The following is a 23,027-nucleotide window of genomic DNA, read 5'->3' on the forward strand; positions in this document are numbered from 1 at the left end:
CACTGCTACCAAATAGCCGGTCGCAACACCGCTTTCTTGGGCATAGCGCGTGCCTGCGTAGTGTCTTAAGTCGTGAAAGCGCAGGCTTGGCTGGCCAATAGCCTTGCGCGCTTTGACCCAATGCGGGCGAAGCGTGTGGTAGGAAAGCGGATTGTGCGGCTTCGTCGGCGACGACCACAAGCGCTTGCCTGCTGGGGTGCCCAGTGCTTTAGCAGCGATAAAGGGCGCATCTTTGCCAAAGATGTACACCTCACGAATACCAGCAGCACTTTTTGGCGGGCTTTTTACCCAGCCTTCTGCTGATGAGTGCGTCCATTCTTTGGTCACGCGGATAATAACGCCATCTACGGTGTCAGTAGGCTGACCGGTGTCATCAAGCTCGTAGAGAATCTCAATGTCTTCGCGCTCAAGGGCAATGATTTCCCCGTAACGCAAGCCACCACTAGCCGCAATGCGCACAATATCGCGATAGCGCGGGATGATGAGTTCAATAATGTCGTCGACTTCTTTGTCGGTTGGAAAGACGATTTCACGCTTACTAGAAGCTTTTGAGCCGCCCGAAACATTACACGGGTTGGATTCAACAAGACCGTCCTCAACAGCGGTTTTGAACACGGACTTTAAAAAGTCATACACTCGCGCTGTTTGGGTAGCAGCTTGCCTGCTGGATTCGGCATGCCACTGGCGAATCTGTGCCGACGTAAACTCATTGAGTCTGACATCTTTAAAGCAGGCAAGCCTGCCGGTGGTGATATAGCGCTCGTATTCCACGCGAGTGCGCATCTTTAAGTGCTGGCCATCAGATCGCGTGCGCTGAAAGATCCATGTGTGAGCATAGTCATACAAGGTTGGTAGCTTCTTTGTGGGCTTGATACCCAAACGCTCTTTGGGATGTGTCCACTTACCGTCGGCAATAAGCACTTGTTCGCTAGCAAGCCATCTATCGGCTGCAGCTCTCGTAGGAAAGCTTTGGGGAGCTGAGATCCTCACGCGATTAGAGCGTGAGGAGTAGGGCGCGTTATAGCGCGCTTGGAACCTACCGTTTTTGAGTTCTCGAATCGTTCCAAAGGATCGAGACTTCTTGTTTGGCATAGCGAGTCTACCTCCTAGTGACAGATCGCGTGGCCACCCGGTGGCCACATGTTGTTACAATCCGTCAGTTTCTGGCTATTTGTGTCGTAACTTAAGGCGTTTACCAGCGTAAACGCTCGTTAACCAGTATATACAAACTGGTTCGAGCCCAGTTGGAGGAGCAGATAAAACACCCCACTAGCTTACATTCGTTGGCTGGTGGGGTTTCCTCGTTTTCAGATTTCCCGTGTATCCGGCTTAGGCCTAAACCCACACTTAACCTTTCCGACACGTCGACGAAAGGTTCCGGTACTACGGTGTACCTGTCTCGCCGTTCGCTACCTCTCGAAGGATTTTTCTCATGCGCATTCGTGCTCTCGCAATGGCCACTGCTGTTGCTTGTGCTATTTCCCCGGTTCCAGCTTTGGCTGCTGAAGCTACGACTTACTACTCCACGAAGCAGCACTACCAGCCGCAGGGTTCTGCCTACGCTGAGGCACCCGCCGGCTTCCATCAGATTTACACGTCGACTGTGAACCGCCATGGCTCCCGAGGCCTGTCTAGCTTCAAATACGACGACCTAGCACAGCAGATGTTGGAATACGCTAAAGAGCACGGCCAGCTCACCGAACTAGGTGAAAAGCTCATCCCACAGGTTGAAGCCATGATCACCGTGAACAAGGAGCTTGCGGGAGGCACCGGCCAGGAAGCGGGCTACGGCAACCTCACTGTCGTAGGCCGTGAGGAACTGCAGGGCATCGGGCAACGCAATGCTCAGCGCAACTCCGCATTGATGGACCGCATCGAGAATGACGACCTTAAGGTCAAGTACATTTCATCCGGTGAAGACCGCGCAAATGACTCCGGCTGGAACTTTGGTAAGTCCTGGCTTTCGGCAAATCCACAGTTGTCAGACAATCTTGTCGATGGCATGGAGGATGGCCACGTCACCATTGAGACGCGGCCCGACCTCATGTACGCGCACAAGGATAAGAATGCCCCTTCCTATGAGAAGTACTCGGAATGGAAAGACTCCGAGACGCTCGACAGCAAGGTACAGGAAGCTTATGCCAAGCCAGCATCACAGACTGCTGCGCGCAGCCTGCTAGACAAGATTTTCACCGAGGACTTCATCGCGGGCCTCGAGGACGGCTCCATTAGCTTCGTCGGCCGTAAGAAGGAAGACAAGACCGTTGAGGGCATTGTGGACGCTGCCCTGCAGTTCTACAACCTGTACATCATCGCCCCCGCTCTTGCCCATGAGGAGAATACGCCGGCAGAAGGTTGGATCTTTGACCAGTACATGGATGACGCCAGCGGCCCGACCTTTGCATATCTCCTCGACGTAGAGGATTACTACCAGAAGGGACCTGCAATCGAGGGCCAAACGGTCGCCTACGACAACTACGAGCCGCTGCTCAAGGAGATGATTCAAGGCGTCAAGGATCGCGCCGAAGGCGGTGACATCGCTGCTGAGTATCGCTTTGGCCATGCGGAAACCATTATCCCTCTGGCAGCTTTGCTGAAACTCCCTGACTCTGAGAAGGGTATCCCCGCTGATGAACTTTATTCGTGGGAGAACTCCGACTGGCGTGGTGACAAAGTAGCACCGATGGGTGCCAATATTCAGTGGGATGCTTTCCAGAACGAGCACGGAGAGACGCTCGTGCGCATGCTGTACAACGAGAAGGAAATCGCCTTCCACGACGGTTGTGAGCCCATTGCTGAGGAGTCGACGTTCTACACCATCGATGAGCTTTCCGAGTGTCTGCCACTTGGCTCAACGTCGGATCACTCCAAGGCCCGTCTCAAGGGAGATAAGAATCATGACAACCCGGAGCCGTCACCGTCTGGTGCTTTGTCTTCCAAGACCGAGGTGTGGGGCGTTGTCGCTGCGGTCATCGGCGCACTAGCAATCGCTGTTAGTGCCGCTGCTGCTAACGCAGAGCAGATTAAGAGCATCCTCAACAAGTATGGAATCCACTTGCCCTTTTAAACCGCGGAGTTAGATGCTGCGGAATTAGCCAGTCCCATTGATCCTTACGAGTTGATGGGACTGGCTTGTATTTTGTTGCTAGCGCTTCACCACGTGCACATCTACCCCACCAAAGAGGCTGAAGCAGTTCACGACAATTTCTGGGGCGCTGGCAGGGAGGTCTGCGGGGTCAACGGCGCCGTCCTCGATCTTGATGTCGTGGCCGCCGAATAGTCCGACACCGCTCACGCGGACGCGGAAGCCTTCAGGAACCCAGACATCGACGCCTCCGCAAATGCCGACCGCCTTAATAGTCGTGACATGCTCTTGGAGTGCTGCACCGCGCAGGTCAATGTCTGTGCCGCCGAACATGCCGACCGTGGTGTGGTGAGACGCTATGGGCGTGCCACGGACCGTGGTACCACCAAAGATTCCGACTGAAAGGGCCTGGGCGCCGTGCACGCCTGGTTCGACTTGAGCCAAGACGCGTTCAACAATAGGCGCTATCTCTTTGTTCGAGTTCACGCCGCTGAGCTCGTGGGGGCGCTGCTCCGCAAGCTCGTGGCTCCCGAAAAGAACTTGCTCGGGGTCCTCGAGCACGTCAGAAACGAGGTCGACCAGCTCACCACGCGTTGTCGCATCGGAACACTGCTGTGAGCGTTCCTCGAACTCGGTGACGCTGAGTTGGCCCACCGACATGGCATCCGCCAACACTTGCGAGGCGGTGATGCGCTGGGAGTTTGTGCACTTGATGTCGCGTGATTCCATACCTCTATTTTATATCGGGTCACGCTATGGAGTGCGGGAGAACGAAGTGTGAACCCGCACCTGCGGCGGATTAGCCCTCGAGCTCTGGTGCGAAATCGGGCAGGCGCTCGCCTACTCCAAGAAGCTCAGCAATGGCTGCCACAGCACGCGCTGCACCCTTGCCGTCACCGTAGGGGTTGACGGCATTGGCCATGGCGTCGTAGGCCGCGGCATCGTCGAGCAGCAGCTTCGCCTCCGCAACGATGAGGCTGCGGTTGGTGCCTACGAGCTTCACGGTGCCGGCGACAACGGCCTCGGGGCGCTCAGTGTTCTGGCGCATGACCAGAACCGGCTTGCCCAGTGCCGGGGCTTCTTCCTGAACGCCGCCCGAGTCCGTGAGGATGATGGTCGCACGATCTTGCAGCTTAGTGAACTGGTCATACGGCAGCGGATCCGTGATGATGACGTTGGCTAAAGCCTCAACCTCTGGCAACACGGCGTCGCGGACCTTGGGGTTAAGGTGCAGTGGGAGCGCAAAGTTGATGTCTGGGTAGGCCTCAGCCAAATCCTTGACTGCGCCACCGATTTCCTTCATCGCTTCAAGGTTCTCACGGCGATGGGTGGTAACGACGACAAGGCGCTTGTCGGATGCTGTGGCTTCCTGGAGTGCTGGGTCTTCAAACTCGGTGTTCCAGCTCGCAGCTTCGAGGAGTGCGTCGATAACAGTGTTGCCCGTGACCGCAATATCCTTGGAGCGAACGTTTTCGCGGCGCAGATTCTCCATCGACCCTTCCGTGGGTGCGAGGTGTAGTTTCGCCACCTGGCTGATAATCTTCCGGTTCGCCTCTTCGGGGAATGGTGAATCGATATCGCCGGTGCGCAGACCTGCTTCGAGGTGCACGATTTTCACGCCGCGGTGGAAACCTGCAAGAGCCGCAGCCATTGCCGTCGAAGTATCACCTTGGGCAATGATCACATCTGGTTTCTCGGCATCGATGATTTCATCCAAGCCCACTAGAGCACGGGACACGATCTGGTTCAGGCCCTGACCGGGAACCATCAGATGGAGATCTAGTTTCGGTTCGATGCCGAACATGGTGTTGACCTGCTCGAGCATCTCACGGTGTTGACCGGTGGAGACAGCGATGGATTCGAAGCGCTCGTCCCTGTCCAAGGCAGTGATGATGGGGGCAACCTTGATCGCCTCGGGGCGGGTGCCATAAATAGTCATGATTTTAGGACGAGACATCGTTCTCCTTGGTGTAAAAGAAATGGAGACACACCAATTCTTCCATATGGGGGAATAGGAAAAGGAAGCATGCGTGGCTAAGCGCAGCTATGGCGAGACTACGCTTATTGACCCATCGGGGTGAACACGCACCTGCGCAGCCAACGCCTTCACCAGGTTAATGCGCTGCCACGAGCCGGAGCTGCCCTGCCAGTCCAGTGGGGTGCCAGGCTTCGCGGCAGTCTGGCGGAGGACCTCGGCGCGCTGTTCGTAGTTGAGGTTGGGGTGGGCGGCCTCGAGGAGGACGGGTGCGGCCTTGGGCACGATCATGGGGGCATCCGGGTGATAGACGGTGGGCAGGCCGTAATCGGCGAAGTTGGCGTAGCGCTCGGCGGCGTGCTGAGTCGTGGAGTAGCTGGTGCCGGCAGCGTTCTGCTCCGCCACAAGGGTGGCGATGTCCTTGCCGGTGCGCCACTGGATCTCAGCGCGGATTTCAGCCTCGGCCTGGTGGAGGGCATCGCGCATGCGGGGATCGTTGAGGCGGTCGGCGGCAGCGGCCAAGCCGGTCATGCGGCCGCCGATGACATCGAGGGGTGAATGCACGCCCATGACCACACGGTGGTTGCCGGCCTCAGCGCCGCGCAGGGCCAGCTGTGGGCCAACCTCCGGGAGCATGGTGGCCAGCAGCGTGGTAACCCACACAGCCTGGTTGGTGTGCCCGGAGGGGAAGGCCGGGGAATCCAGGTAGTAGTTCCGCACACCGTCGTTGTAGCGGATGATGCGATCCGGGGCCTGCTGAAAGGGGCGCTGGGCCTTGAAGTAGTACTTCTCCGCAAACGTGGAACTAGCCAATCCACCCGCGCGCGCTAAGTAGCCGTTGCCCAAGAGGTATTCGGTTTTAGGAAGGCGGTGCTCTGCCAGGGCGTCGCGGAAGGCACGGCCGAGTTCGGGGCCCATGGCCTCCGACACGGCGACCATGACGCCGTCGGTATCAGCGACGGCGTCGCGTTGCGCACGGGCGATGAGGGTAGCGTCGTGGGCCGCGGCGTTATTGATAGCCACCGCCTTGTCCAGGTCCGCGGCCATGACGGCGGGGTTGGCCTTCACGTCGTCGTAAAGCCGCACCACCTCCCAGTACACGCCGTACTGATAGGACGAGACATCGGAGGGAAATCCCACGAGGTAGTCCGGGGTAAAGGGGCGGGGCGTGGGGGCGCCGTGGTGGAGCGCAGGTTTCTCACCGGTGCTCGAGCCCGTCATCGGATCCATCAGTGCGGGGACGGTGAAAGGCAGGTCGGCTGCCTGGGCGGCGGGCTGAGCAGACGTGGCCAGCAGCAGGGCGGCAAGTGGGGCCGCCAACGCGCGGGAGTGTGTAGGCATAAGGATGTTCTTACACCACGCAGATGTCCACGGAATGACGGGGAGGTTAACGCCGGTGGCTCACGAACGGCAGGGGTTAGTCCTCGGCGGCACTGACCTCTCGAGTTTCCTCAGAGGAGGCCGCGCGGGTCTCAACAGGGCCCAGGCTGGCGGTCAGTAGCGCAGCCATAGCCACGGCTGCGGATGCCGCATACGTTCTCTTCGAAGTCTCCACACTTTTAACCTAACGTGACGCAGGCCGCATGTGAAGTCCTTCGGCCACATCTATTCCCCAGTCCCCATTGATCCCTACCCCCTGCGCCGTCAGGCAGGTAGGCTGTGTGTCAATCGTGTACGTGCATGGAACGTGCGTGCGGCACCGCCCGCACGTATACCGTGAACCACGTACTGTGAATGCTGTTGTGAACGCCATCGTCGGCCCTTAAGGCCGGCTGAAGAAGGGGATGACTAGTTTCCAATGATCCAATTTGTTGTGGGTGCCGCCGCCGGATACGTCTTTGGAACCAAGGCAGGGCGCAAGCGTTACCACCAAATTAAGGGCGCCTACGAAAAGGCCGTGAACTCCCCCGTGACCAAGTCTGCGGTGAAGTCCGCCCGCAAGGCCGTGGCCAACCGTCTAGACCCGGATCCGCGCATGCGCGAGCTCAAGGATTACAACAAGGGAAACCGCGGCAAGCGCGGCACCAAGGGCGCCACAGATGGGGTACAAGCGGACCGCATTTACGAGCCGGACGAGGATTAACGCGCACGCTTATCGCGTGCGCGAGGGCGGACGGATGAGCACGTAGTGCTACCTAACGCACGCCGCGGAAAGCGCGGTCATTGAGCTCGCGGCGGGCTTGCTCGAGGGCGACGAGGTCCGCGAAGAGCGAGTTATAGGCCTCTTCGTCATCGGAGGGGCGCATGCGGCCGAGTTGGGCTTTGAGTTGGGCTACTTGGTCGCCCACGCGGGCCTCCTGGAGGCGCGAGAGAACCGAATCGGCGTAAGCCTCAAGGTCCGTGTCGGGGTTGCCGGTCTCCCCCAGCTTGATGGGCTCGACGGCGAGCTCAGAAACGAAGTTGCGGGCGGTGAGGTCTAGCATCTCCCCTGCCACGGCGGCCAGCCACTCCACGCCGGGCATGGAGGCACCTGCGGTCACGCCACCGAGGGTGGAGATGGCTTGGCGTACGGTGCGGTAGGCCTCGTTGGAGTAGGCGTCCTCCGTAATGCCATCGAAGTAGCTGCCGGCAATCTGCGGGTATTGCAGGGCCAGCTTGAGGGCCTCGCGTTGGGGCCACAGGTGCGGCTCGCGCGGACCGGGGATGTGCATGACGGGGGTGTTAGCCTGCGCGGGCGCTGAAGACGTTTCCTCCAAGCTGGCAAAGCGCGGGCGCTCCTGTTTCTTGGGCTTGCGAGCCTCCTGGCGGACTTGGTGGAGGACTTCCTCCGGGTCCGGCCAACCTACCCAGCCGGCGAGGCGGCGGGCGTATTCTCGCTGCAAGGGGGCATCACGAATCTGGGCCACGACCGGCACTGCGCGGCGCAGGGCTTGGAGGCGGCCTTCGGCGGAGTCGATACTGAAGTCAGAAATGACCGAGCGGATGACGAACTCAAACATGGGGATGCGGTCCGCCACGAGGTCACGCACAGCGGCATCGCCGCGCTCGAGGCGCAGATCGCAGGGGTCCATGCCATCCGGGGCCACGGAGACAAAGGACTGGCCCGTGAACTTCTGCTCGCCCTCAAAAGCGCGCATGGCGGCCTTCTGACCGGCCTCATCACCGTCGAAGGTGTAGATGAGCTCGCCATGGAAATAAGAATCATCGAGCATGAGGCGGCGCAGGACTTGCAGGTGATCGCCACCGAAGGCGGTGCCACACGAGGCCACGGCGGTCTTGACGCCGGCGGCATACATGGCCATGACGTCCGTGTAGCCCTCCACCACCACGGCCTGGTGCTGCTCCGCGATGTTGCGCTTGGCCAGGTCGAGGCCGAAGAGCACCTTGGACTTGCGGTAGAGCATGGTTTCGGGGGTGTTCATGTACTTGCCCAGCTTGTCATCGTCGAAAAGCTTGCGGGCGCCAAAGCCGATGACATTGCCGGAAAGATCCTTGATGGGCCATAGCAGGCGCCGGTGGAAACGGTCGATGGGACCGCGCTTGCCCATCTTAGAAATGCCGGCGGCCTCCAGCTCCTCAAAGGAAAAGCCCATGCGCAGCAGGTGCTTGGTGGCGGTGTCCCAACCCTCGGGCGCATAGCCGCACTCGAAGTCATAAATAATCTCTTTGGAGAAGCCACGGTCCAGGAGGAACTCGCGGCCGGCGGCTGCCTGCGGGGTCTCCAGCTGCTGGCGATAGAACTCGTGGGCGGCCTTGTTGGCGGCGATGAGGCGCTGGCGGGTGCCCGGCTTTTCATCGCGCGCTCCGGTGGATCCACCCTGGTAATTGATGTGGTAGCCAATCTTCTGGGCTACCGCCTCCACGGCCTCGGGGAAGGAGACCTGCTCCATTTCCATGAGGAAGCTGTAGACATCTCCGCCCTTGCCGGTGGAGAAGCAGTGATAGTAGCCGCGCTGCGGGCGCACGTGGAAGGACGGGGTCTTCTCATCCTTGAAGGGACTTAAGCCCTTGAGGGAGTCATAGCCGGCGGGCTTGAGTTGGACGTATTCGCCCACAATTTCTTCAATAGGCGCGCGTTCACGGATAGCTTGAATGTCGCTGTCCGGAATTCTGCCTCGTGCCATGGGTACAGACTACCCCGCGCGCGGGACACGGAGCCATAGACCTTGAGGACTAGCCACTCGCGCCAAACAGTACGCGCGGACGGGATTTCATTTTCGGCCCTACACCTGCAATGATGGTGGTCATGGCTCAGTCCTCTCCCTCCAAAAAATCACTTCCGGCTCTCATCGGCGGTGCACTGCTTGTACTCGTGGCAGGCTACTTCGGCATCGACCTTGGTAATGGAGGTAGCGACGGTGGTGCACAATCCGGCCCGCCCTCTGAGGCGCCAGAGACCTCGGGAAAGGCAGGGTCGGGGGATCGGGGGGACGTCGACAAGCACAGCTCCGACGATGGTGACCTGCCCACCTGCGCCATGGACACCCTGCCCGAGCAGGCCGAGGAGACCGCGCAGGACATCCTGGCCGGCGGGCCCTATGACTATCCGGACAATGACAACGCCCGCTTTGGCAATTACGAGGGCGTGCTGCCGCAGCAGGGACGCGATTATTACCGCGAATACACCGTGGAAACACCAGGGCTTGGCCACCGCGGTGCCAAGCGCATTGTCACTGGTGGCGGCAGCGAAACCGACCCGGATGTCTGGTACTACACCGATGACCACTATGAGAGCTTCTGTACGATTCCGGACGCTGAGTAGGCCTGAAGAGTTGAAGGATTTGTGAGAACATGGACCGCATTCTCATCACCGAAACCATCCGCACCCGCGAGGACTTCTTTGGGGCGCTTGGCCGTCTGCGCGACAACGCAGCCGGAGCGCCGCGCAACCTCGATGACTTGGCGGATTTCCTGCGCGAGCAGCGCATCCAGGCGATCATCGCCGCGGACATGGAGCTGGAGCAGGAGGAGTTGTCGCGGATTTCTCTGGTGCTGGAGGACCAGGGCGTGGCGCTGGTGCGCTAGGGGCTTTTAGCTCAGAAAACCGAACAGCTCGGCACTGCGCTGGGCTAAGCGCTCCAGGCGGGATTCCGTCATGGAGGCAATCTGGTCAATGACGGCGCGATCACGCTCGAGATCGGTCTCGGCCTGGCGCCACCACAGGGCGAAGGTGGCATCGAGGGAACCGGGGGCTCCGGCCACGAGGTAGTCATAGACGCGGAAGATGCGCTCGCGCTGGCGATCCTGGCGCGCCAGGTGGGCGGGCTCATCCATGACGTAGAGAACGGCAATGGTCTTGAGCAGGGTCACCTCGGCGACGGCACCCGGCGGGACATGAAGGTCACCGTTCATACGTCCGAGCGGGCCATTATTGGCTTCCTGCGTGGCGGACACGGTGGCGCCGACGTAGCGGCCAACCAGTTCCGAGGTCATCTTTTTCAGATTTGCGTAGTCGGTGAGGGTGTAGCCAAAATTGCCGATTACGTTGATGACATCCAGCTGGCGCAGCCGGTCCGCGGCTTCCAGCAGCTCGTCGGCGGTGCCGCCGAAAGCCTTCGCGCCCTTGTCCGCAAGGTGCGCAAGCTCGACAAGGTCCCAGAGAACGCTGAGCGAAATGCGGCGCGAAATGATGCCGTCTTCCACGTCATGGACCGAGTAGGCGATGTCATCGGACCAGTCCATAACTTGGGCTTCCATGGACTTGCGCTGGTCCGAGTGGCCTTGGCGGAGCCACTCGAGCACGTCGACGTCCTCGTCATAGGCGCCATATTTGCGGTTGGTGGTGCCATCCGGGTTGGTCTTGGTCCAGGGATACTTGCAGGCGGCGTCGAGCGCGGCGCGGGTGAGGTTGAGGCCATAGCTGTGCGGGCCCGCCGGGGTATCGAGTACTACCTTGGGTTCCAATTTGGTGAGGATGCGCAGAGTCTGGGCATTGCCTTCGAAGCCGCCGAGGGCGACCTCATTGAGGGCGTTTTCGCCGTTGTGACCGTAGGGCGGGTGGCCGATGTCATGGGTAAGCCCAGCCATGTCACACAGGTCAGGATCGAGGCCGAGGCCGGCGCCGATGCTGCGCGCGATTTGGCTGACCTCCAAAGAGTGGGTCAGGCGGGTGCGCGGGGTATCACCATCGCGGGGGCCGACGACCTGTGTTTTATCCGCCAAGCGGCGCAGGGCCGCGGAGTGTAGAACGCGGGCGCGGTCCCGGGAGAAAGCGCCGCGATGCTCTTCGGTCTCGCGGTAGGCCGATCCCTTTGGGGTCTCGGTGGCGAGGCGGGCAACGTCATCGGCGGAATAGTTGTAGCTCACAGGGGTTTAGTTTAGGCGGTGTCGTCGCCCTGCTAGGGCTGCCTCGCGTCAATAACGCTGTGGCGCAGTGCCTGGTTGGGGCGGATGATGCGCTCGATGCGGTAGAAGGCCGTGCGCAATCCGGCCGAGCGCTTCTCCCCTACTGCGGTGCGCAGCCCGAGGTAGATCAGCCCGCCGGTCTCGTGCGCGAGGTAGCGCCACCACGGAATGGAGAACCGCGGGGATGGATAGTAGGGCGTTCCCAGAACCGTGGCGCGTATCCCCTCTTGGCGGGCGATGAGGAAGGTGCGCAGGCGGTGGAGCGGATCGGTGATGATGACGGCCTCGGTGACGCCCAGCTTCTCACGCACAGCGGCCAGCGAGCTGCGGGTATCCAGGCCTTCCTCCACGGCGGTGACGTCGAGGGCTGTATTCTCCAGCAGGCGCTTGGCCACGCCGGCCTCGGTGAACCTATCGCCGGGTAAGTTCCCACCAACGGTGACGATGGGCAGGTTGTGTGCGGCGGCGTGCTCGGCGGCGTAGCGCACGCGGCCGGCGAGGATGCGGGAGGGGCGGCCGTCGTATTGCGCGGCTCCTAAAACAATGACGTACTTCACTGCCTTACTAGCTTAGCGTCGGGAAGGTATCGTGGTGCGCATGACTATTGCTGCTCGTATCGGCCGCGCCGCCCTCGCCGCCCTCGTGCTGGGTTGCGCCACTGCCGGCCCTGCTGTGGCCGCGGAATTAATTGTCGCCGCCCCCGAGGCGTCCGCCCTCAAGGACAAAGTGACGGATGAGGCCGGGGTGCTCTCCAGCTCGGAGAAGTCCGAGTTGGAGGACAAGATTGTGGCTCTGCAACAGGAGCACCACGTGGTGATTTTCGTGGTCTTTGCCTCCTCCCTGCCGGAGGGCGCGGAGAGCTACGCCAACGGCATTGTGAAGGCCAAGGGCCCGAACTCCGCGGCCTATGTGGTGGGTGTGGATGATTCCACCGTCGGCGTGCAGACCGGTAATGACTGGCCCCGCGGGCGCCTCGATGTCATGTATGACGCGGCATACGCGAAGCTTGTCGACGGTCACCAGTACGGCCCCTCTGCCCTCGCGCTTGTCGACGCTGCCGCAACCGGTTCCGCAGGTTCCTCCGGCTCCTCCGGCTCCGGCTCTTCGGGGTCTGCTGATTCCGCGGGTTCCTCGGATGGCTCCGGCGGCCTCTGGTTGGCTGGCGGCGCAGGTGCCCTGGTGCTGGCCGGTGGCGGCATCGCGGCGGCAAGCCGGCGCAAGACCAAGAAGGACTCCGCGGCCTCTCTGGAGTCCGCTCGCCAGATTGAGCCGGGTAATACCTCACAGCTGGACCGGCTGGATATGGCGACGCTCTCCCAGCTGGCGCAGGAAGAGCTGGTCTCCACTGACGAGTCCATTCGCCGCGGCAAGGAAGAGCTCGACATCGCTGTGGCCGAGTTCGGCCCGGAGCGCACCCGCCCCTTCACGAAGGCCATGAATCACTCCACGCTGACCTTGCAGAAGGCCTTCCAGCTGCAGCAGCAGCTCAACGACAATCTCCCTAAGTCCACTGCCGAGCGCCGCCAGATGCTGGTGCAGATCATTTCCTCCTGTGGTCAGGCCGACGATGCACTGGACGAGCAGGCAGCGGACTTCGCGCACATGCGTGACCTGCTCATCAATGCCGGCTCCAAGCTGGATGAACTTACCCGCCGCACGGTGGACCTGCGCGGCCGTCTGCCGCAATCCCGCACCCTGTTGTCCTCCCTCAGTGGGTCCTACTCCGAGGAGGCGCTGTCCTCCATCGCGGATAACCCAGAGATGGCGGAGGTCTCCCTCACCGAGGCCGAGAAGCTCCTCGACCGCGGCCGCGAACTTCAGTCCAAGCCGGCCGGCCAGCAGGGCCCTCTCGTGGGTATTATCCGCGATGCCGAGCATGCGCTCGAGGTCTCCGACCGCCTGCTCACCGGCGTGGAAAATGCCGAGAACTCCATTTCCTCGGCCAAGGCCAACCTGCCGGCTCTCATCGAGGAAGTCGAGGGAGAAATCACCGAAGCCCATCAGCTGGAACAACAGGGCAAGGCCCAGGGCTCGCCTGCCGATTGGTCCGCGCTGGAGGACTTGCTCTCCACGGCGCGAGCCGCCGTAGACCAGGCTCGCAGCAACGGTCAGGCTGACCCGCTGGGCCAGTACACCGCCCTGACGGCAATCGATACCAAACTCGACGAGCAACTCGACACCGTCCGCGAGACCAATTCCACTCGTGAGCGCCAGCTCTCCCTTTACCGCCAGCAGATGGCTTCCGCGGAATCCTCCATCCAGGCAGCTGAGGACCTGCTCTCCTCCCGCGGGCGCGTCATCGGTTCTGAAGCGCGCGTGGCTCTGGCTGATGCCACCCGCCTCCACGCCCAAGCCCAGAGCGCCGCCTCCACGGACCTGCGCGCGGCCCTCACATTCTCCCGCGATGCTGCCGCAGCTGCCCAGACCTCGCTCAACCGCGCCAAGAGCGATCTGGATGCCTACCGCCGCCAGCAGCAGCGCCGCCAAGCCAGCGACGCCGCGGGCAACATCCTCACCGGCATGGTTTTGGGACAGGTCCTTGGCGGCGGCTCCCACGGCCACGGCGGTGGCTTCGGCGGCGGCTTTGGCGGTGGCGGCTTCGGAGGCGGAGGATTCAGCGGCGGCGGTGGCGGTGGCTTCCGCGGCGGCTCCTTCTAGCCGCCCCCGGCCTTCGCTGGCGTCTCACGCAAGGCATCTGCTCGGCGGCGTTTTCACAGCTGAAAACGCCTTATGCCGCCTCAACGGTCGGCTGAGCCTTTCCTTCATGCACATGGTTCGAGTCATACGGCTCTACTCACATGGTTTAGCTCAGAAGGTTTACTTGGGGTCAAACAAACCAAATGGAGGCCTGTAGATGGTTTGTTTGGGGGCAAAGAAACCTTATGACTAATGCCTTCTGACTCGACCCCCCGTGTACGACAACCGCACAGGAAATCCGCACCCCCTACCGATGCGGGGTGGTAAACCCCTTACCGATGCCAGGTGGCACCCCCTACCGATAGGACGGTGGACTGCGGAAGGTCCCTTCAGTTTGGTCCCTGTAGTTTGGTCCCTTGGCACCGTAAAGGGACCACTTATCGCGCGAAATCAGCCAACACATGGTCCCTGTGCACTAATAAGGGACCAGGGTAGAGGGACCAAACGACCAGGTCCGTTCGATAGCGGAGGTGAGCTAGGTGCGCAGGGGGCGGGTGGGGCCGTCGATAAGCAGGCAGCAGTAGCTGGTAAAGGCGGCGTCCGGCAGGGGCAGCTCGCCCACGGCAACCTCAAGGTCGCGACCGCGGGGAGAGGTACGGGCGACTTCGATGCCGGACGCGTCGAGGATGCGACGCTCGCGCCGGAAAGGGTTCGTGCGCTCGAGCAGATATTCACGTCCTTCGCAGACTGCGCGCAGCTTATTCACCGTGAAGCTGGCCTGCTCAGCCGAAAAGACAGGGCCACGCACGCTAAAACGGCGGGCTCCTGGGACATGCTCGAATGCGATCGTGGTGCCCGATCCGGGCAGCAGCAGGCCCGTCGGATTCACGCGGGCAATGACCTCGTCCGCGGCGTTGACCAGCACGCCATCGCGCCACATCCAGCGCTGCATTTACATCAACACCGTGACGACGGCGACGAGGGACAGCAGCAGCAACGTCACGATGATCGGGATGGCGGTGCGCTGCGTGCGCGCTTCAAGGATGACCCGCGTGAACCAGCTCAGACCAGCGATTTCCCAATCATCGAGGTCACCGGAGTCATCACTGTGCTCTCCTTCGAACTCGAGGATGGCCTTGCGCACTCCCGAGTTCTTGGAGGAGAACTGGGCAACCTTGACGCCCGAGCTGTCCTCCACGATCCAGTCACCGCCAGCCTCGTTGATGAAGGCAAAGGTGCGACCATCCAGCGAGGCCTCCAAGCGCTTATCGCGTTTGGGGTTGCCGGCGAGGCGGTAGACGCGGTCGTCAGTCAGCGTGATGGAAGCACCCAAATCAGTGACGTCGAGACGCCAGTGATCACCTTCCACGTCGGCCGAGCGCTCCTGGAACATACCCAGCGACCCCGGCCCCTCCTCCACGAGGAGGACCGAGTTCTTGCTGTCGCTGCGATCCCAGCTGGTGTAGTGCATTAGCAGCCGATCAGGCGGGTGGCCAGGTATGCCTCAAGCTCATCGAGCTTGACGCGCTCCTGCTCCATGGAGTCACGCTCACGGACGGTGACCGCGTTGTCCTCGAGGGTGTCGAAGTCATAGGTCACGCAGAACGGCGTACCAATCTCGTCCTGGCGGCGGTAGCGGCGGCCGATGGCACCGGAGGTGTCGAACTCCACGTTCCAGTTCGCGCGCAGCTTGTTAGCGAGTTCACGGGCCGGGGTGGACAGCTCTTCCTTCTTGGACAGCGGCAGCACAGCCACCTTGACCGGGGCGAGGCGGCGGTCAAGGCGCAGGACCACGCGCTTATCGGTACCGCCCTTAGCGTTCGGGGCTTCTTCCTCGTCGTAGGCATCGATGAGGAAGGCCATCATGGCGCGGCCAAGACCAGCGGCCGGCTCGATGACGTACGGGGTCCAGCGCTCGCCGGACTCCTGGTCAAAGTAGGACAGGTCCTCGCCGGAGCCCTTCGCATGCACAGACAGGTCATAGTCGGTTCGGTTGGCCACGCCTTCCAGCTCGCCCCACTTAGAGCCCTTGAAGTTGTAGGCGTACTCCACGTCCACGGTGCGCTTGGAGTAGTGGGAAAGCTTCTCCTGCGGGTGCTCGTAGAGGCGCAGGTTCTCTTCCTTGATACCGAGGTCGATGTACCAGTTGTAGCGGTCATCGATCCAGTACTGGTGCCACTCTTCGTCCTCGCCCGGCTTGACGAAGAACTCCATCTCCATCTGCTCGAACTCACGCGTACGGAAGATGAAGTTACCGGGGGTGATCTCGTTGCGGAAGGACTTACCGATGTTCGCGATCCCGAACGGCGGCTTCACACGCGCAGATGTCATGACATTCTTGAAGTTGACGAAGATGCCCTGGGCGGTCTCCGGGCGCAGGTAGTGCAGGCCCTGCTCGTCATCAACCGGGCCGAGGAAGGTCTTGAGCAGTCCGGAGAAGGCTTTCGGCTCGGTCCAGTCACCGGGCTGGCCGGTCTCCGGGTCATTAATGTCCGCCAGGCCGTTCTCCGGCTCGTGACCGTGCTTCTCCTCGTAGGCCTCAATGAGGTGATCAGCGCGGTAGCGCTTACCAGTGTGGCGGGATTCAACGAGCGGATCGGTAAAGACCTCGACGTGGCCGGAGGACACCCACACCTGACGGGGCTGAATCACGGAGGTGTCAACACCCACGACGTCGTCGCGCGACTGCACCATGTGGCGCCACCACTGGCGCTTGATGTTTTCCTTCAGTTCAACGCCAAGCGGGCCGTAGTCCCACGCAGAGCGGGAACCGCCATAAATTTCACCTGCCTGGTAGACCAAGCCGCGGCGCTTGCACAGGCTGACGACGGTATCAATGACGGATGCCATGGTAAATGTGACTCCTCTGGTAGGGGACAGTCTTTTGCAATGCGGACAAGTCTAGCGCGCGCCTTCCCGCAACGCGCCGTCACCCCGAAAGTGTGGTGCATTTTATACACATCGGCGTATTTCTAGGCTATAGTATCTATATCTCTAATTATCTCTACCTCTATAGATACGACTGAAGGTGAACCGCGTGAGCACCACCCAATTGGCCCCTCTCTCCTTTGATATCACCGCCGCCGCAACGGTAATCAGCGCTTTAGATTCACCACTGCGCATCGATATCATTCAGCGTCTCGCTGAGCGTGATCACTACGTCCACGAACTCGTCTCCGCTACGGGCAAATCCCAGCCTCTCATTAGCCAGCACCTGCGCGTTCTCAAGCGCGCGAACATCGTAGACAGCGAGCGTTCCGGCCGCGAGGTGCGCTACACGTTGGCGGCCCCGAAGGTGCTGCCGCTGCTTGCCGACGCCGCCCAGGCCACCACCTAAACCCCCTTAGTGAAAGTGTATTGATAAGCTGAACACCATGGCCATCCACGACAGCATCCCCAAGCTCGGTGCGCGTAACACTCGTCAGCGCACCGCCGTGGTCGAAGTCCTCCGGAAGCTCGACAAGTTCGCATCCGCTAAGGACATTCACCAGGCACTCATTGAAGGCGACCAAAAGGTCGGCCTCACCACGGTCTACCGCACCTTGCAATCTCTGTCTGAGATCGATGCAGTCGACGCACTCCACATGCCATCCGGCGAAACTCTCTATCGCCACTGCGATACCGATGCCCATCACCACCACCTGGTGTGCACCAAGTGTGGCCGTACCGAGGAAATCGACGGCGGCCCGATCGAGGAGTGGGCCTCCTCGGTAGCCAAGGAGCATGGCTTCGAGCTCACCGGGCACGATGCCGAAATCTTCGGCATCTGCGCCGACTGCCGCGCCTAAAAAATAACGCTGCCGGGCGTGCCCACGGGCACGCCACCTACAACCGCGCGCTATGTGACGCCGCCCAAAGCGGCGGTCACGCCTCGCTATTTCACTCCGCCGAAGCGGCGATCACGTCGCGCGTACTCTTCCACCGCGGCAAACAGATCCTCCGGAGTGAAGTCCGGGAAGAGCTTGTCCTGATAAATCATCTCTGCGTAAGCCGACTGCCAGAGCAGGAAGTTGGAGGTGCGCTTCTCTCCCGAGGGGCGCAGGAACAAATCCACGTCCGGCATATCGGGGTCATACATCACTGAGCTCACCGTCTTCTCGGTGATGCTGCGCGGATCAAGCTCGCCGCGGGAGACCTGCTCGGCGAGGACGCGGATGCCGTCGACAAGCTCGGCGCGCCCACCGTAGTTCACGCACATCACCAGCGTCATCTTGGTGTTGTCTTTGGTGAGCTCCTCGGCAGCCTCGAGCTCCTTGATGACCGAGCGCCACAGGCGCGGGCGACGGCCGGCCCACACCACGCGCACTCCCTTTTCATTGAGCCAGTGCCGCTGGCGGCGCAGCACGTCGCGGTTAAAGCCCATGAGGAAGCGCACCTCCTCGGCGCTGCGGCGCCAGTTCTCCGTGGAGAAGGCATACGCCGAAAGGTAGGGAACGCCGAGGGCGAGGCAGGCATCGACGACGTCGAGAAGCACGGCCTCTCCCCTACGGTGGCCTTCAGTGCGCTTCATACCGCGCTCCTCCGCCCAGCGGCCGTTACCGTCCATGACCAGCGCGATGTGGCGCGGCAGGAACTCCTGCGGGATAGCGGGCGGATGGAGGACTCGGTTCGGGTCTGGCGTAATCACGCCCTACAGTCTACTGTTCCATGATCCCCAGCGCGCCAACGCTTCGCTCAAGATGCCACTGCAGGTGAGCGCGGGTGAGCCGGTGTGCCTCCTGGGCTTGGGCGTGCGTGGGCTGACTCGGGTGACCGTGGGCAATGAGCCACATGTGGTGCAGGGTTTCCGGGTCCACCTCGGCTGCCCCGGGCGGGCGGCATTGGTGGCAGGCGGCCCCGCCGACGGCCGGGTGGAAGGCATGGTGAGGGCCGGGGCGCTGGCATTGCGCACAGTCGAACAAGCTGGGCGCCCAGCCGGCGTGGGACATGGCTTGGAGGAGGAAGGAATCGAGAAGCACAAGCGGATCGCCGTGCTGGAGTTGGTCAAGGACCTTCACGCACGCTTCGTAGAGATAGGGGTCCCCGGGGGCATCTGCGGCGGCGAGGCGCTCGGCTGATTCGAGGGCCGCGCAGGCCGCGGTGTAGCGGTCATAGTCCTCGATGATGCGCGCGCCGAAATAATCCACGGTATCCGCCTGGGAGATGGTGTACAGGTTGCGGCCGGGATAGAGCTGCACATCGAGGTTGACAAAGAGCTGCAAGCGCGAGCCAAAACGCGACTTGGCTCGGCGCACGCCCTTGGCGACGCCCCGCACGAGCCCATGATTGCGGGTGAGGAGCACGATGATGCGGTCCGCTTCCCCGAAATCATACGTGCGGATGACAAGGGCGCGGTCGCGGAAATTTTCCCGCATTTAGAAGCCCAGGCGGCCCAGCGCCTTCGGGTCCGACTGCCAGTTCTTCAACACCTTGATACGCAGGTCAAGATAGACGTTTTGACCAAGCAGCTGGATGATCTCTTTGCGGGCGGTTCCCACGATACGGCGGAAGCGGCGGCCATCCTTGCCCTCAATGATACGTTTCTGACCCGGGCGCTCGAGGTAGAGCACGGCATGGACGTTGAGGACGCCGGGGCGTTCCTCGCTGGGCAACATCTCATCAACCTCGACGGCCACGGAGTGCGGGAGCTCGTTCTTCAAGCCGGCCAGGGCGGCCTCGCGGATAAGCTCAGCGATGCGCTCCGCCTGAGCCTCATCGGTGACGTGGCCATCCGGGTAAAACTTCGGGCCTTCGGGCAGATGATCGACGATGACTTGGGTCAGCTCATCAAGCTGCACTTGCTCGATGGCGGAGACAGGAATAACCACGGCGTCCGGGTTGTCCTCGGTGAGTAGCGCGTGCAGCGCCAGCAGCTGCGCACCAACCTGGTCCTTGGAGGCCTTATCCAGCTTGGTCACGATGCCAATGATGGGGGTCTTCGGCGCGACCTTGCGCACGTTCTCCAAAATCCAACGGTCACCGGGGCCAATCTTCTCGTCCGCGGGAATGGTCAGGCCGATGACGTCAACGTCTGCGTAGGTGTCCTTGACAACCTCGTTGAGACGCTCGCCCAGCAGGGTGCGCGGGCGGTGCAGGCCGGGCGTGTCAACAACAACTATCTGCGCGTCCTCGCGGTGCACGAGTCCGCGAATGGGGTGGCGGGTGGTTTCCGGCTGGTCCGCGGTGATGGCGATCTTCTGGCCTACCAGCGCGTTCGTGAGCGTGGACTTACCGGTATTCGGGCGGCCCACGAAGGACACGAAGCCGGAGCGGAAGCCCTCGGGCGTGTCGGTGTACTGCGAATAGTCTGCGGCGTTGGCTTCGCCATCTTCAGGCAGGTCCGCGAAAGCGGCGTCAAAATCGGTGCTCATATTGCTTTTCATCATAGCTCACGATTTCTACATTCCCGCTCCCCGCTGCATGCAGGCAGAAGGTCCCTCTAGTTTGGTGCTTTCAGTTTGGTCCCTTTACTCTGGTCCCTTTTCAGGGCAAAGAGACCTTCTGGAGCCAGTTTTCGCTCTTTACATGGTCCCTTTTCAGCGAACAGGGACCAGACTAAAGGGACCTTTTAGTCGGCCGCAGGTGGCGGGTCGTTCGGCCGCAGGTAGAGACCAGGAAGCTAAAGCTCTTCGACGTGGAACTGCAGGCGCGGGTTGGCAAAGACGTCTTGGGCCTCGATGAGCTGAAGTTCCTGGGCGTCGGCCTCGTAGGTGGCGTGGAGCAAGTCGTAGACCGAGGAGGCGGTGCGCTTGAGGGCCTCCTTGGCGTCGCTGGTCTCGGTGTAGTGGCCTGTAAACAGGGCTGCGGTGACATCGCCGGAGCCGTTGCGCTTGACGGGCAGCTTCGGGGTGGCCACGAGGTAGGCGCGTTCGCCATCAACGGCGAGCATCTCGATCTCGTCTTCCTTGGTGTCTGGGCGCTGCACGGAGGTGACCAGCACGGTCTTCGGGCCAATATCCTGGGCCTTCTTCACCGCCGCGAGGGTTTCCTCAAGGGTGGTCACCGACGAGTCGGTGAGGTAGCCCAGCTCGAACTGATTGGGCGTAATGATGTCTGCCACCGGCACAACCTTGTCACGCAGCAGCGGCGGGATGTCGTCAGAAACAAAGCAGCCGGACTTAGCGTTACCCATGACCGGGTCGCAGGCATAGAGGGCCTTCGGGTTAACGGCCTTGATGCGGTTGACGGTCTCCACGATGGCACCGGCGATGTCCGGGCCGCCCTGGTAGCCAGAGAGGATGGCATCGATGCGCGGGAAGGCGCCGCGCTTTTCAATGCCGTCCACAATCGCCGTGACGTCCTCAGCTGGGATCATCGGCCCGCCCCAATCGCCGTAGCCGGTGTGGTTGGAGAAGTTCACCGTGTGAATGGGCCACACCTCGTGGCCTGCGCGCTGGAGCGGGAAGACGGCGGCGGAGTTGCCAACGTGGCCGTAGGCAACATGGGACTGAATGGAGAGGATGTTCATAACCCTCCATTGTGCTACGCGCAGCGTAGCTCCTCAACGTCGGGAGGGGTTTAGATGCCGCCGCCGGGGACTTCCTCGTCGAGCTTGGCGCGCTCGGCCGCATCCGGGAAAGCTTTCGGGCCAGAGGGCTTGGGCTGGTAGCTCACGCCGCGGGAGTCGAGATCTTCGTACCAGTCCGCGAGCAGCTCGTTCTGCAGGCCGAACATCTCCTTTTCCTCCGCGGCTGTGGTGTGGTCATAGCCCAACAGGTGGAGGCAACCATGCACGGTGAGCAGGGCCAGCTCGTGGCCCAAGGAGTGGCCTGCGGCGTTGGCCTGGCGCTGGGCGAACTCGGGGCAGAGCACGATATCACCGAGCATGGCCGGGCCGGCATCGGGGGAATCGGGGCGCCCACCGGTGGCACCGGGGGTGAGCTCATCCATGGGGAAGCTCATGACGTCGGTAGGGCCTTCCAGGTCCATCCAGCGCACGTGCAGGTCTGCGATGGTCTGCAGGTCCACGGCAGTCAGCGTGCACTCGGCATCGGGGTTAACGTCGAGGCGGCCCAAAGCATAAGAGCAGACATCGATGAGCATTTCCTCGTTCACGCCCTCAAAGCCGGACTCGTTGATAAATTCGATGCTCATTTCTTGTCCTCCTGCTCAGCAAAGGTGTCGTAGGCATCCACGATACGGCCCACCAGCTGGTGGCGCACCACGTCGGCAGAGCCCAGCTCCGCAAAGTGAATATCCGGCACGCCCTTCAAGATGCGACGCACCAGGCGCAGACCGGAGACCTGACCGCCGGGCAGGTCCACCTGGGAGATATCACCGGTGACCACGATGGTGGAGCCAAAGCCAAGACGGGTCAAGAACATCTTCATCTGCGCAGGCGTGGTGTTTTGGGCCTCGTCGAGGATGACGAAGGCGTCATTCAGCGTGCGGCCACGCATGTACGCCAGCGGTGCAACCTCGATGATGCCGGCCTCCATGAGCTTCGGAATCATCTCGGGGTCAATCATGTCCCGCAGGGCGTCGTACAGCGGGCGCAGGTAGGGGTCAATCTTGTCATTGAGGGTGCCGGGCAAAAAGCCCAGCTTCTCCCCTGCCTCCACTGCGGGACGCGTGAGGATGATGCGGCTGACCTGCTTGGCGCGCAGTGCCTGCACGGCCTTGGCCACGGCGAGGTAGGTCTTGCCGGTACCGGCCGGGCCGATGCCGAAAACGATGGTGTTCTCATCGATGGCCTGCACGTAGCGCGACTGGCCCAGCGTCTTCGGGCGCACGGATTTGCCGCGGCGCGAAACGATATCGGCCGCGAGCGCCCGGGAGACGGACTCGGGGGCATCGACGGCCACGAGGTCGAGCGTGTGCTTGACCGTATCCGTGCTGACCGGATGTCCGCGGCGGGCAATCGCCTCGAGCTCTTCCAGGACCTTGCGGGCGCGGGCAACCTCATAGTCGGGGCCAGCTGCGGTCACGGTCGTGCCGCGGGCAAAAAGATCCACGCCGACGAGGTCTCCCAGCACGCGCAGATTATCGTCCGCCGGGCCCAGCACGGTGGCCAGGTAGGCGGAGTCGAGATCAAACTTGGTGGTGATAATAGGCACGCCCAAAAGG

24 protein-coding genes are annotated in these 23,027 nt (G+C 61.7%); 7 read left to right on the top strand and 17 right to left on the bottom strand.

Translation table 11 applies throughout. The features are described from left to right. Positions 1 to 1,092: site-specific integrase (gene xerC, locus HMPREF3149_RS12430; protein WP_141741533.1), on the bottom strand; the 1,092-nt coding region annotated here is incomplete at its 3' end. A gap of 340 nt (positions 1,093 to 1,432) precedes the next feature. On the opposite strand from xerC, the gene HMPREF3149_RS12435 reads away from it, so the two are divergent. After that, complete coding sequence (locus HMPREF3149_RS12435) at positions 1,433 to 3,067, top strand: histidine phosphatase family protein (protein ID WP_070538541.1); 1,635 nt, start codon at positions 1,433 to 1,435, stop codon at positions 3,065 to 3,067. Between the two features lie 78 nt (positions 3,068 to 3,145). Here the strand turns inward: HMPREF3149_RS12435 and HMPREF3149_RS12440 are convergent, their stop codons facing one another. The 4 genes from HMPREF3149_RS12440 to HMPREF3149_RS13705 form a co-directional block, all read right to left on the bottom strand. Further along, positions 3,146 to 3,814 (bottom strand): DUF1707 SHOCT-like domain-containing protein, encoded by a 669-nt coding sequence (locus HMPREF3149_RS12440; RefSeq protein WP_070538543.1) that lies wholly within the window; start codon positions 3,812 to 3,814, stop codon positions 3,146 to 3,148. 70 nt (positions 3,815 to 3,884) lie between these two features. Further along, the gene (gene wecB / locus HMPREF3149_RS12445; RefSeq protein ID WP_070538545.1) at positions 3,885 to 5,042 is read right to left on the bottom strand and encodes a non-hydrolyzing UDP-N-acetylglucosamine 2-epimerase; all 1,158 of its coding nucleotides are present in this window, start codon (positions 5,040 to 5,042) and stop codon (positions 3,885 to 3,887) included. 87 nt (positions 5,043 to 5,129) lie between these two features. Further along, positions 5,130 to 6,401: an acid phosphatase gene (locus HMPREF3149_RS12450; protein ID WP_070538547.1), complete on the bottom strand. Its 1,272-nt coding sequence runs from the start codon at positions 6,399 to 6,401 to the stop codon at positions 5,130 to 5,132. Between the two features lie 76 nt (positions 6,402 to 6,477). Then, positions 6,478 to 6,615, bottom strand: coding sequence for a hypothetical protein (locus tag HMPREF3149_RS13705; protein ID WP_156126962.1), 138 nt, complete (start codon positions 6,613 to 6,615; stop codon positions 6,478 to 6,480). Positions 6,616 to 6,858: 243 nt separating this feature from the next. Between HMPREF3149_RS13705 and HMPREF3149_RS12455 the strand changes: the two genes are divergently transcribed. After that, positions 6,859 to 7,143 (top strand): hypothetical protein, encoded by a 285-nt coding sequence (locus tag HMPREF3149_RS12455; protein ID WP_070538549.1) that lies wholly within the window; start codon positions 6,859 to 6,861, stop codon positions 7,141 to 7,143. Between the two features lie 52 nt (positions 7,144 to 7,195). Here the strand turns inward: HMPREF3149_RS12455 and dnaG are convergent, their stop codons facing one another. After that, positions 7,196 to 9,124: a DNA primase gene (gene dnaG / locus HMPREF3149_RS12460; RefSeq protein WP_070538551.1), complete on the bottom strand. Its 1,929-nt coding sequence runs from the start codon at positions 9,122 to 9,124 to the stop codon at positions 7,196 to 7,198. Positions 9,125 to 9,246: 122 nt separating this feature from the next. Here dnaG and HMPREF3149_RS12465 point away from each other — a divergent pair, with 122 nt between their 5' ends. Further along, the gene (locus HMPREF3149_RS12465) at positions 9,247 to 9,762 is read left to right on the top strand and encodes a guanyl-specific ribonuclease (RefSeq protein WP_070538554.1); all 516 of its coding nucleotides are present in this window, start codon (positions 9,247 to 9,249) and stop codon (positions 9,760 to 9,762) included. A 29-nt stretch (positions 9,763 to 9,791) separates the two neighbouring features. Further along, complete coding sequence (locus HMPREF3149_RS12470) at positions 9,792 to 10,025, top strand: hypothetical protein (RefSeq protein ID WP_042531831.1); 234 nt, start codon at positions 9,792 to 9,794, stop codon at positions 10,023 to 10,025. A gap of 6 nt (positions 10,026 to 10,031) precedes the next feature. Here the strand turns inward: HMPREF3149_RS12470 and HMPREF3149_RS12475 are convergent, their stop codons facing one another. Then, positions 10,032 to 11,306, bottom strand: a complete 1,275-nt coding sequence (locus HMPREF3149_RS12475; RefSeq protein ID WP_070538556.1) for a deoxyguanosinetriphosphate triphosphohydrolase — start codon at positions 11,304 to 11,306, stop codon at positions 10,032 to 10,034. Between the two features lie 32 nt (positions 11,307 to 11,338). Beyond that, the gene (locus tag HMPREF3149_RS12480) at positions 11,339 to 11,902 is read right to left on the bottom strand and encodes a YdcF family protein (RefSeq protein WP_070538558.1); all 564 of its coding nucleotides are present in this window, start codon (positions 11,900 to 11,902) and stop codon (positions 11,339 to 11,341) included. A 40-nt stretch (positions 11,903 to 11,942) separates the two neighbouring features. Here HMPREF3149_RS12480 and HMPREF3149_RS12485 point away from each other — a divergent pair, with 40 nt between their 5' ends. Further along, positions 11,943 to 14,003, top strand: a complete 2,061-nt coding sequence (locus tag HMPREF3149_RS12485) for a TPM domain-containing protein (RefSeq protein ID WP_070538560.1) — start codon at positions 11,943 to 11,945, stop codon at positions 14,001 to 14,003. A gap of 514 nt (positions 14,004 to 14,517) precedes the next feature. On the opposite strand, the gene HMPREF3149_RS12490 is transcribed toward HMPREF3149_RS12485, so the two are convergent. The 3 genes from HMPREF3149_RS12490 to HMPREF3149_RS12500 are packed head-to-tail and all read right to left on the bottom strand — an operon-like array spanning position 14,518 to position 16,832. Next, positions 14,518 to 14,934, bottom strand: a complete 417-nt coding sequence (locus HMPREF3149_RS12490; RefSeq protein ID WP_070538562.1) for a hypothetical protein — start codon at positions 14,932 to 14,934, stop codon at positions 14,518 to 14,520. Further along, on the bottom strand, positions 14,935 to 15,453 hold the full coding sequence (locus HMPREF3149_RS12495) for a hypothetical protein (RefSeq protein WP_042531840.1): 519 nt from the start codon (positions 15,451 to 15,453) through the stop codon (positions 14,935 to 14,937). Continuing rightward, the gene (locus HMPREF3149_RS12500; protein WP_042531842.1) at positions 15,453 to 16,832 is read right to left on the bottom strand and encodes a glycine--tRNA ligase; all 1,380 of its coding nucleotides are present in this window, start codon (positions 16,830 to 16,832) and stop codon (positions 15,453 to 15,455) included. The genes HMPREF3149_RS12495 and HMPREF3149_RS12500 overlap by 1 nt, the downstream gene beginning before the upstream one ends. Before the next feature lie 187 nt (positions 16,833 to 17,019). Between HMPREF3149_RS12500 and HMPREF3149_RS12505 the strand changes: the two genes are divergently transcribed. Further along, positions 17,020 to 17,319 carry an ArsR/SmtB family transcription factor gene (locus tag HMPREF3149_RS12505; protein ID WP_042531844.1) on the top strand — a complete coding sequence of 100 codons (300 nt, stop codon included), beginning with the start codon at positions 17,020 to 17,022 and terminating at the stop codon, positions 17,317 to 17,319. A 37-nt stretch (positions 17,320 to 17,356) separates the two neighbouring features. Beyond that, entirely contained in the window at positions 17,357 to 17,770 is a 414-nt protein-coding gene (locus HMPREF3149_RS12510; protein WP_042531846.1) for a Fur family transcriptional regulator, read from the top strand. An 86-nt stretch (positions 17,771 to 17,856) separates the two neighbouring features. Here HMPREF3149_RS12510 and HMPREF3149_RS12515 read toward each other — a convergent pair whose 3' ends face one another. The 6 genes from HMPREF3149_RS12515 to HMPREF3149_RS12540 all read right to left on the bottom strand — a co-directional run bounded on the left by HMPREF3149_RS12515 (position 17,857) and on the right by HMPREF3149_RS12540 (position 23,017). Continuing rightward, positions 17,857 to 18,609 carry an isoprenyl transferase gene (locus HMPREF3149_RS12515; protein WP_070538564.1) on the bottom strand — a complete coding sequence of 251 codons (753 nt, stop codon included), beginning with the start codon at positions 18,607 to 18,609 and terminating at the stop codon, positions 17,857 to 17,859. A 10-nt stretch (positions 18,610 to 18,619) separates the two neighbouring features. Continuing rightward, positions 18,620 to 19,336 carry a DNA repair protein RecO gene (gene recO / locus HMPREF3149_RS12520; protein WP_070538566.1) on the bottom strand — a complete coding sequence of 239 codons (717 nt, stop codon included), beginning with the start codon at positions 19,334 to 19,336 and terminating at the stop codon, positions 18,620 to 18,622. Beyond that, positions 19,337 to 20,332, bottom strand: a complete 996-nt coding sequence (gene era / locus HMPREF3149_RS12525) for a GTPase Era (RefSeq protein WP_371440991.1) — start codon at positions 20,330 to 20,332, stop codon at positions 19,337 to 19,339. It abuts the gene before it with no gap. A 248-nt stretch (positions 20,333 to 20,580) separates the two neighbouring features. Beyond that, positions 20,581 to 21,429, bottom strand: a complete 849-nt coding sequence (gene pdxY, locus HMPREF3149_RS12530) for a pyridoxal kinase PdxY (RefSeq protein ID WP_070538567.1) — start codon at positions 21,427 to 21,429, stop codon at positions 20,581 to 20,583. Positions 21,430 to 21,479: 50 nt separating this feature from the next. Continuing rightward, on the bottom strand, positions 21,480 to 22,055 hold the full coding sequence (ybeY, locus tag HMPREF3149_RS12535) for an rRNA maturation RNase YbeY (protein WP_042531855.1): 576 nt from the start codon (positions 22,053 to 22,055) through the stop codon (positions 21,480 to 21,482). Next, on the bottom strand, positions 22,052 to 23,017 hold the full coding sequence (locus HMPREF3149_RS12540; RefSeq protein WP_070538569.1) for a PhoH family protein: 966 nt from the start codon (positions 23,015 to 23,017) through the stop codon (positions 22,052 to 22,054). The genes ybeY and HMPREF3149_RS12540 overlap by 4 nt, the downstream gene beginning before the upstream one ends. Positions 23,018 to 23,027 lie beyond the last annotated feature (10 nt).

The organism is Corynebacterium sp. HMSC05E07 (assembly GCF_001807225.1).
Lineage (GTDB): Bacteria > Actinomycetota > Actinomycetes > Mycobacteriales > Mycobacteriaceae > Corynebacterium > Corynebacterium singulare.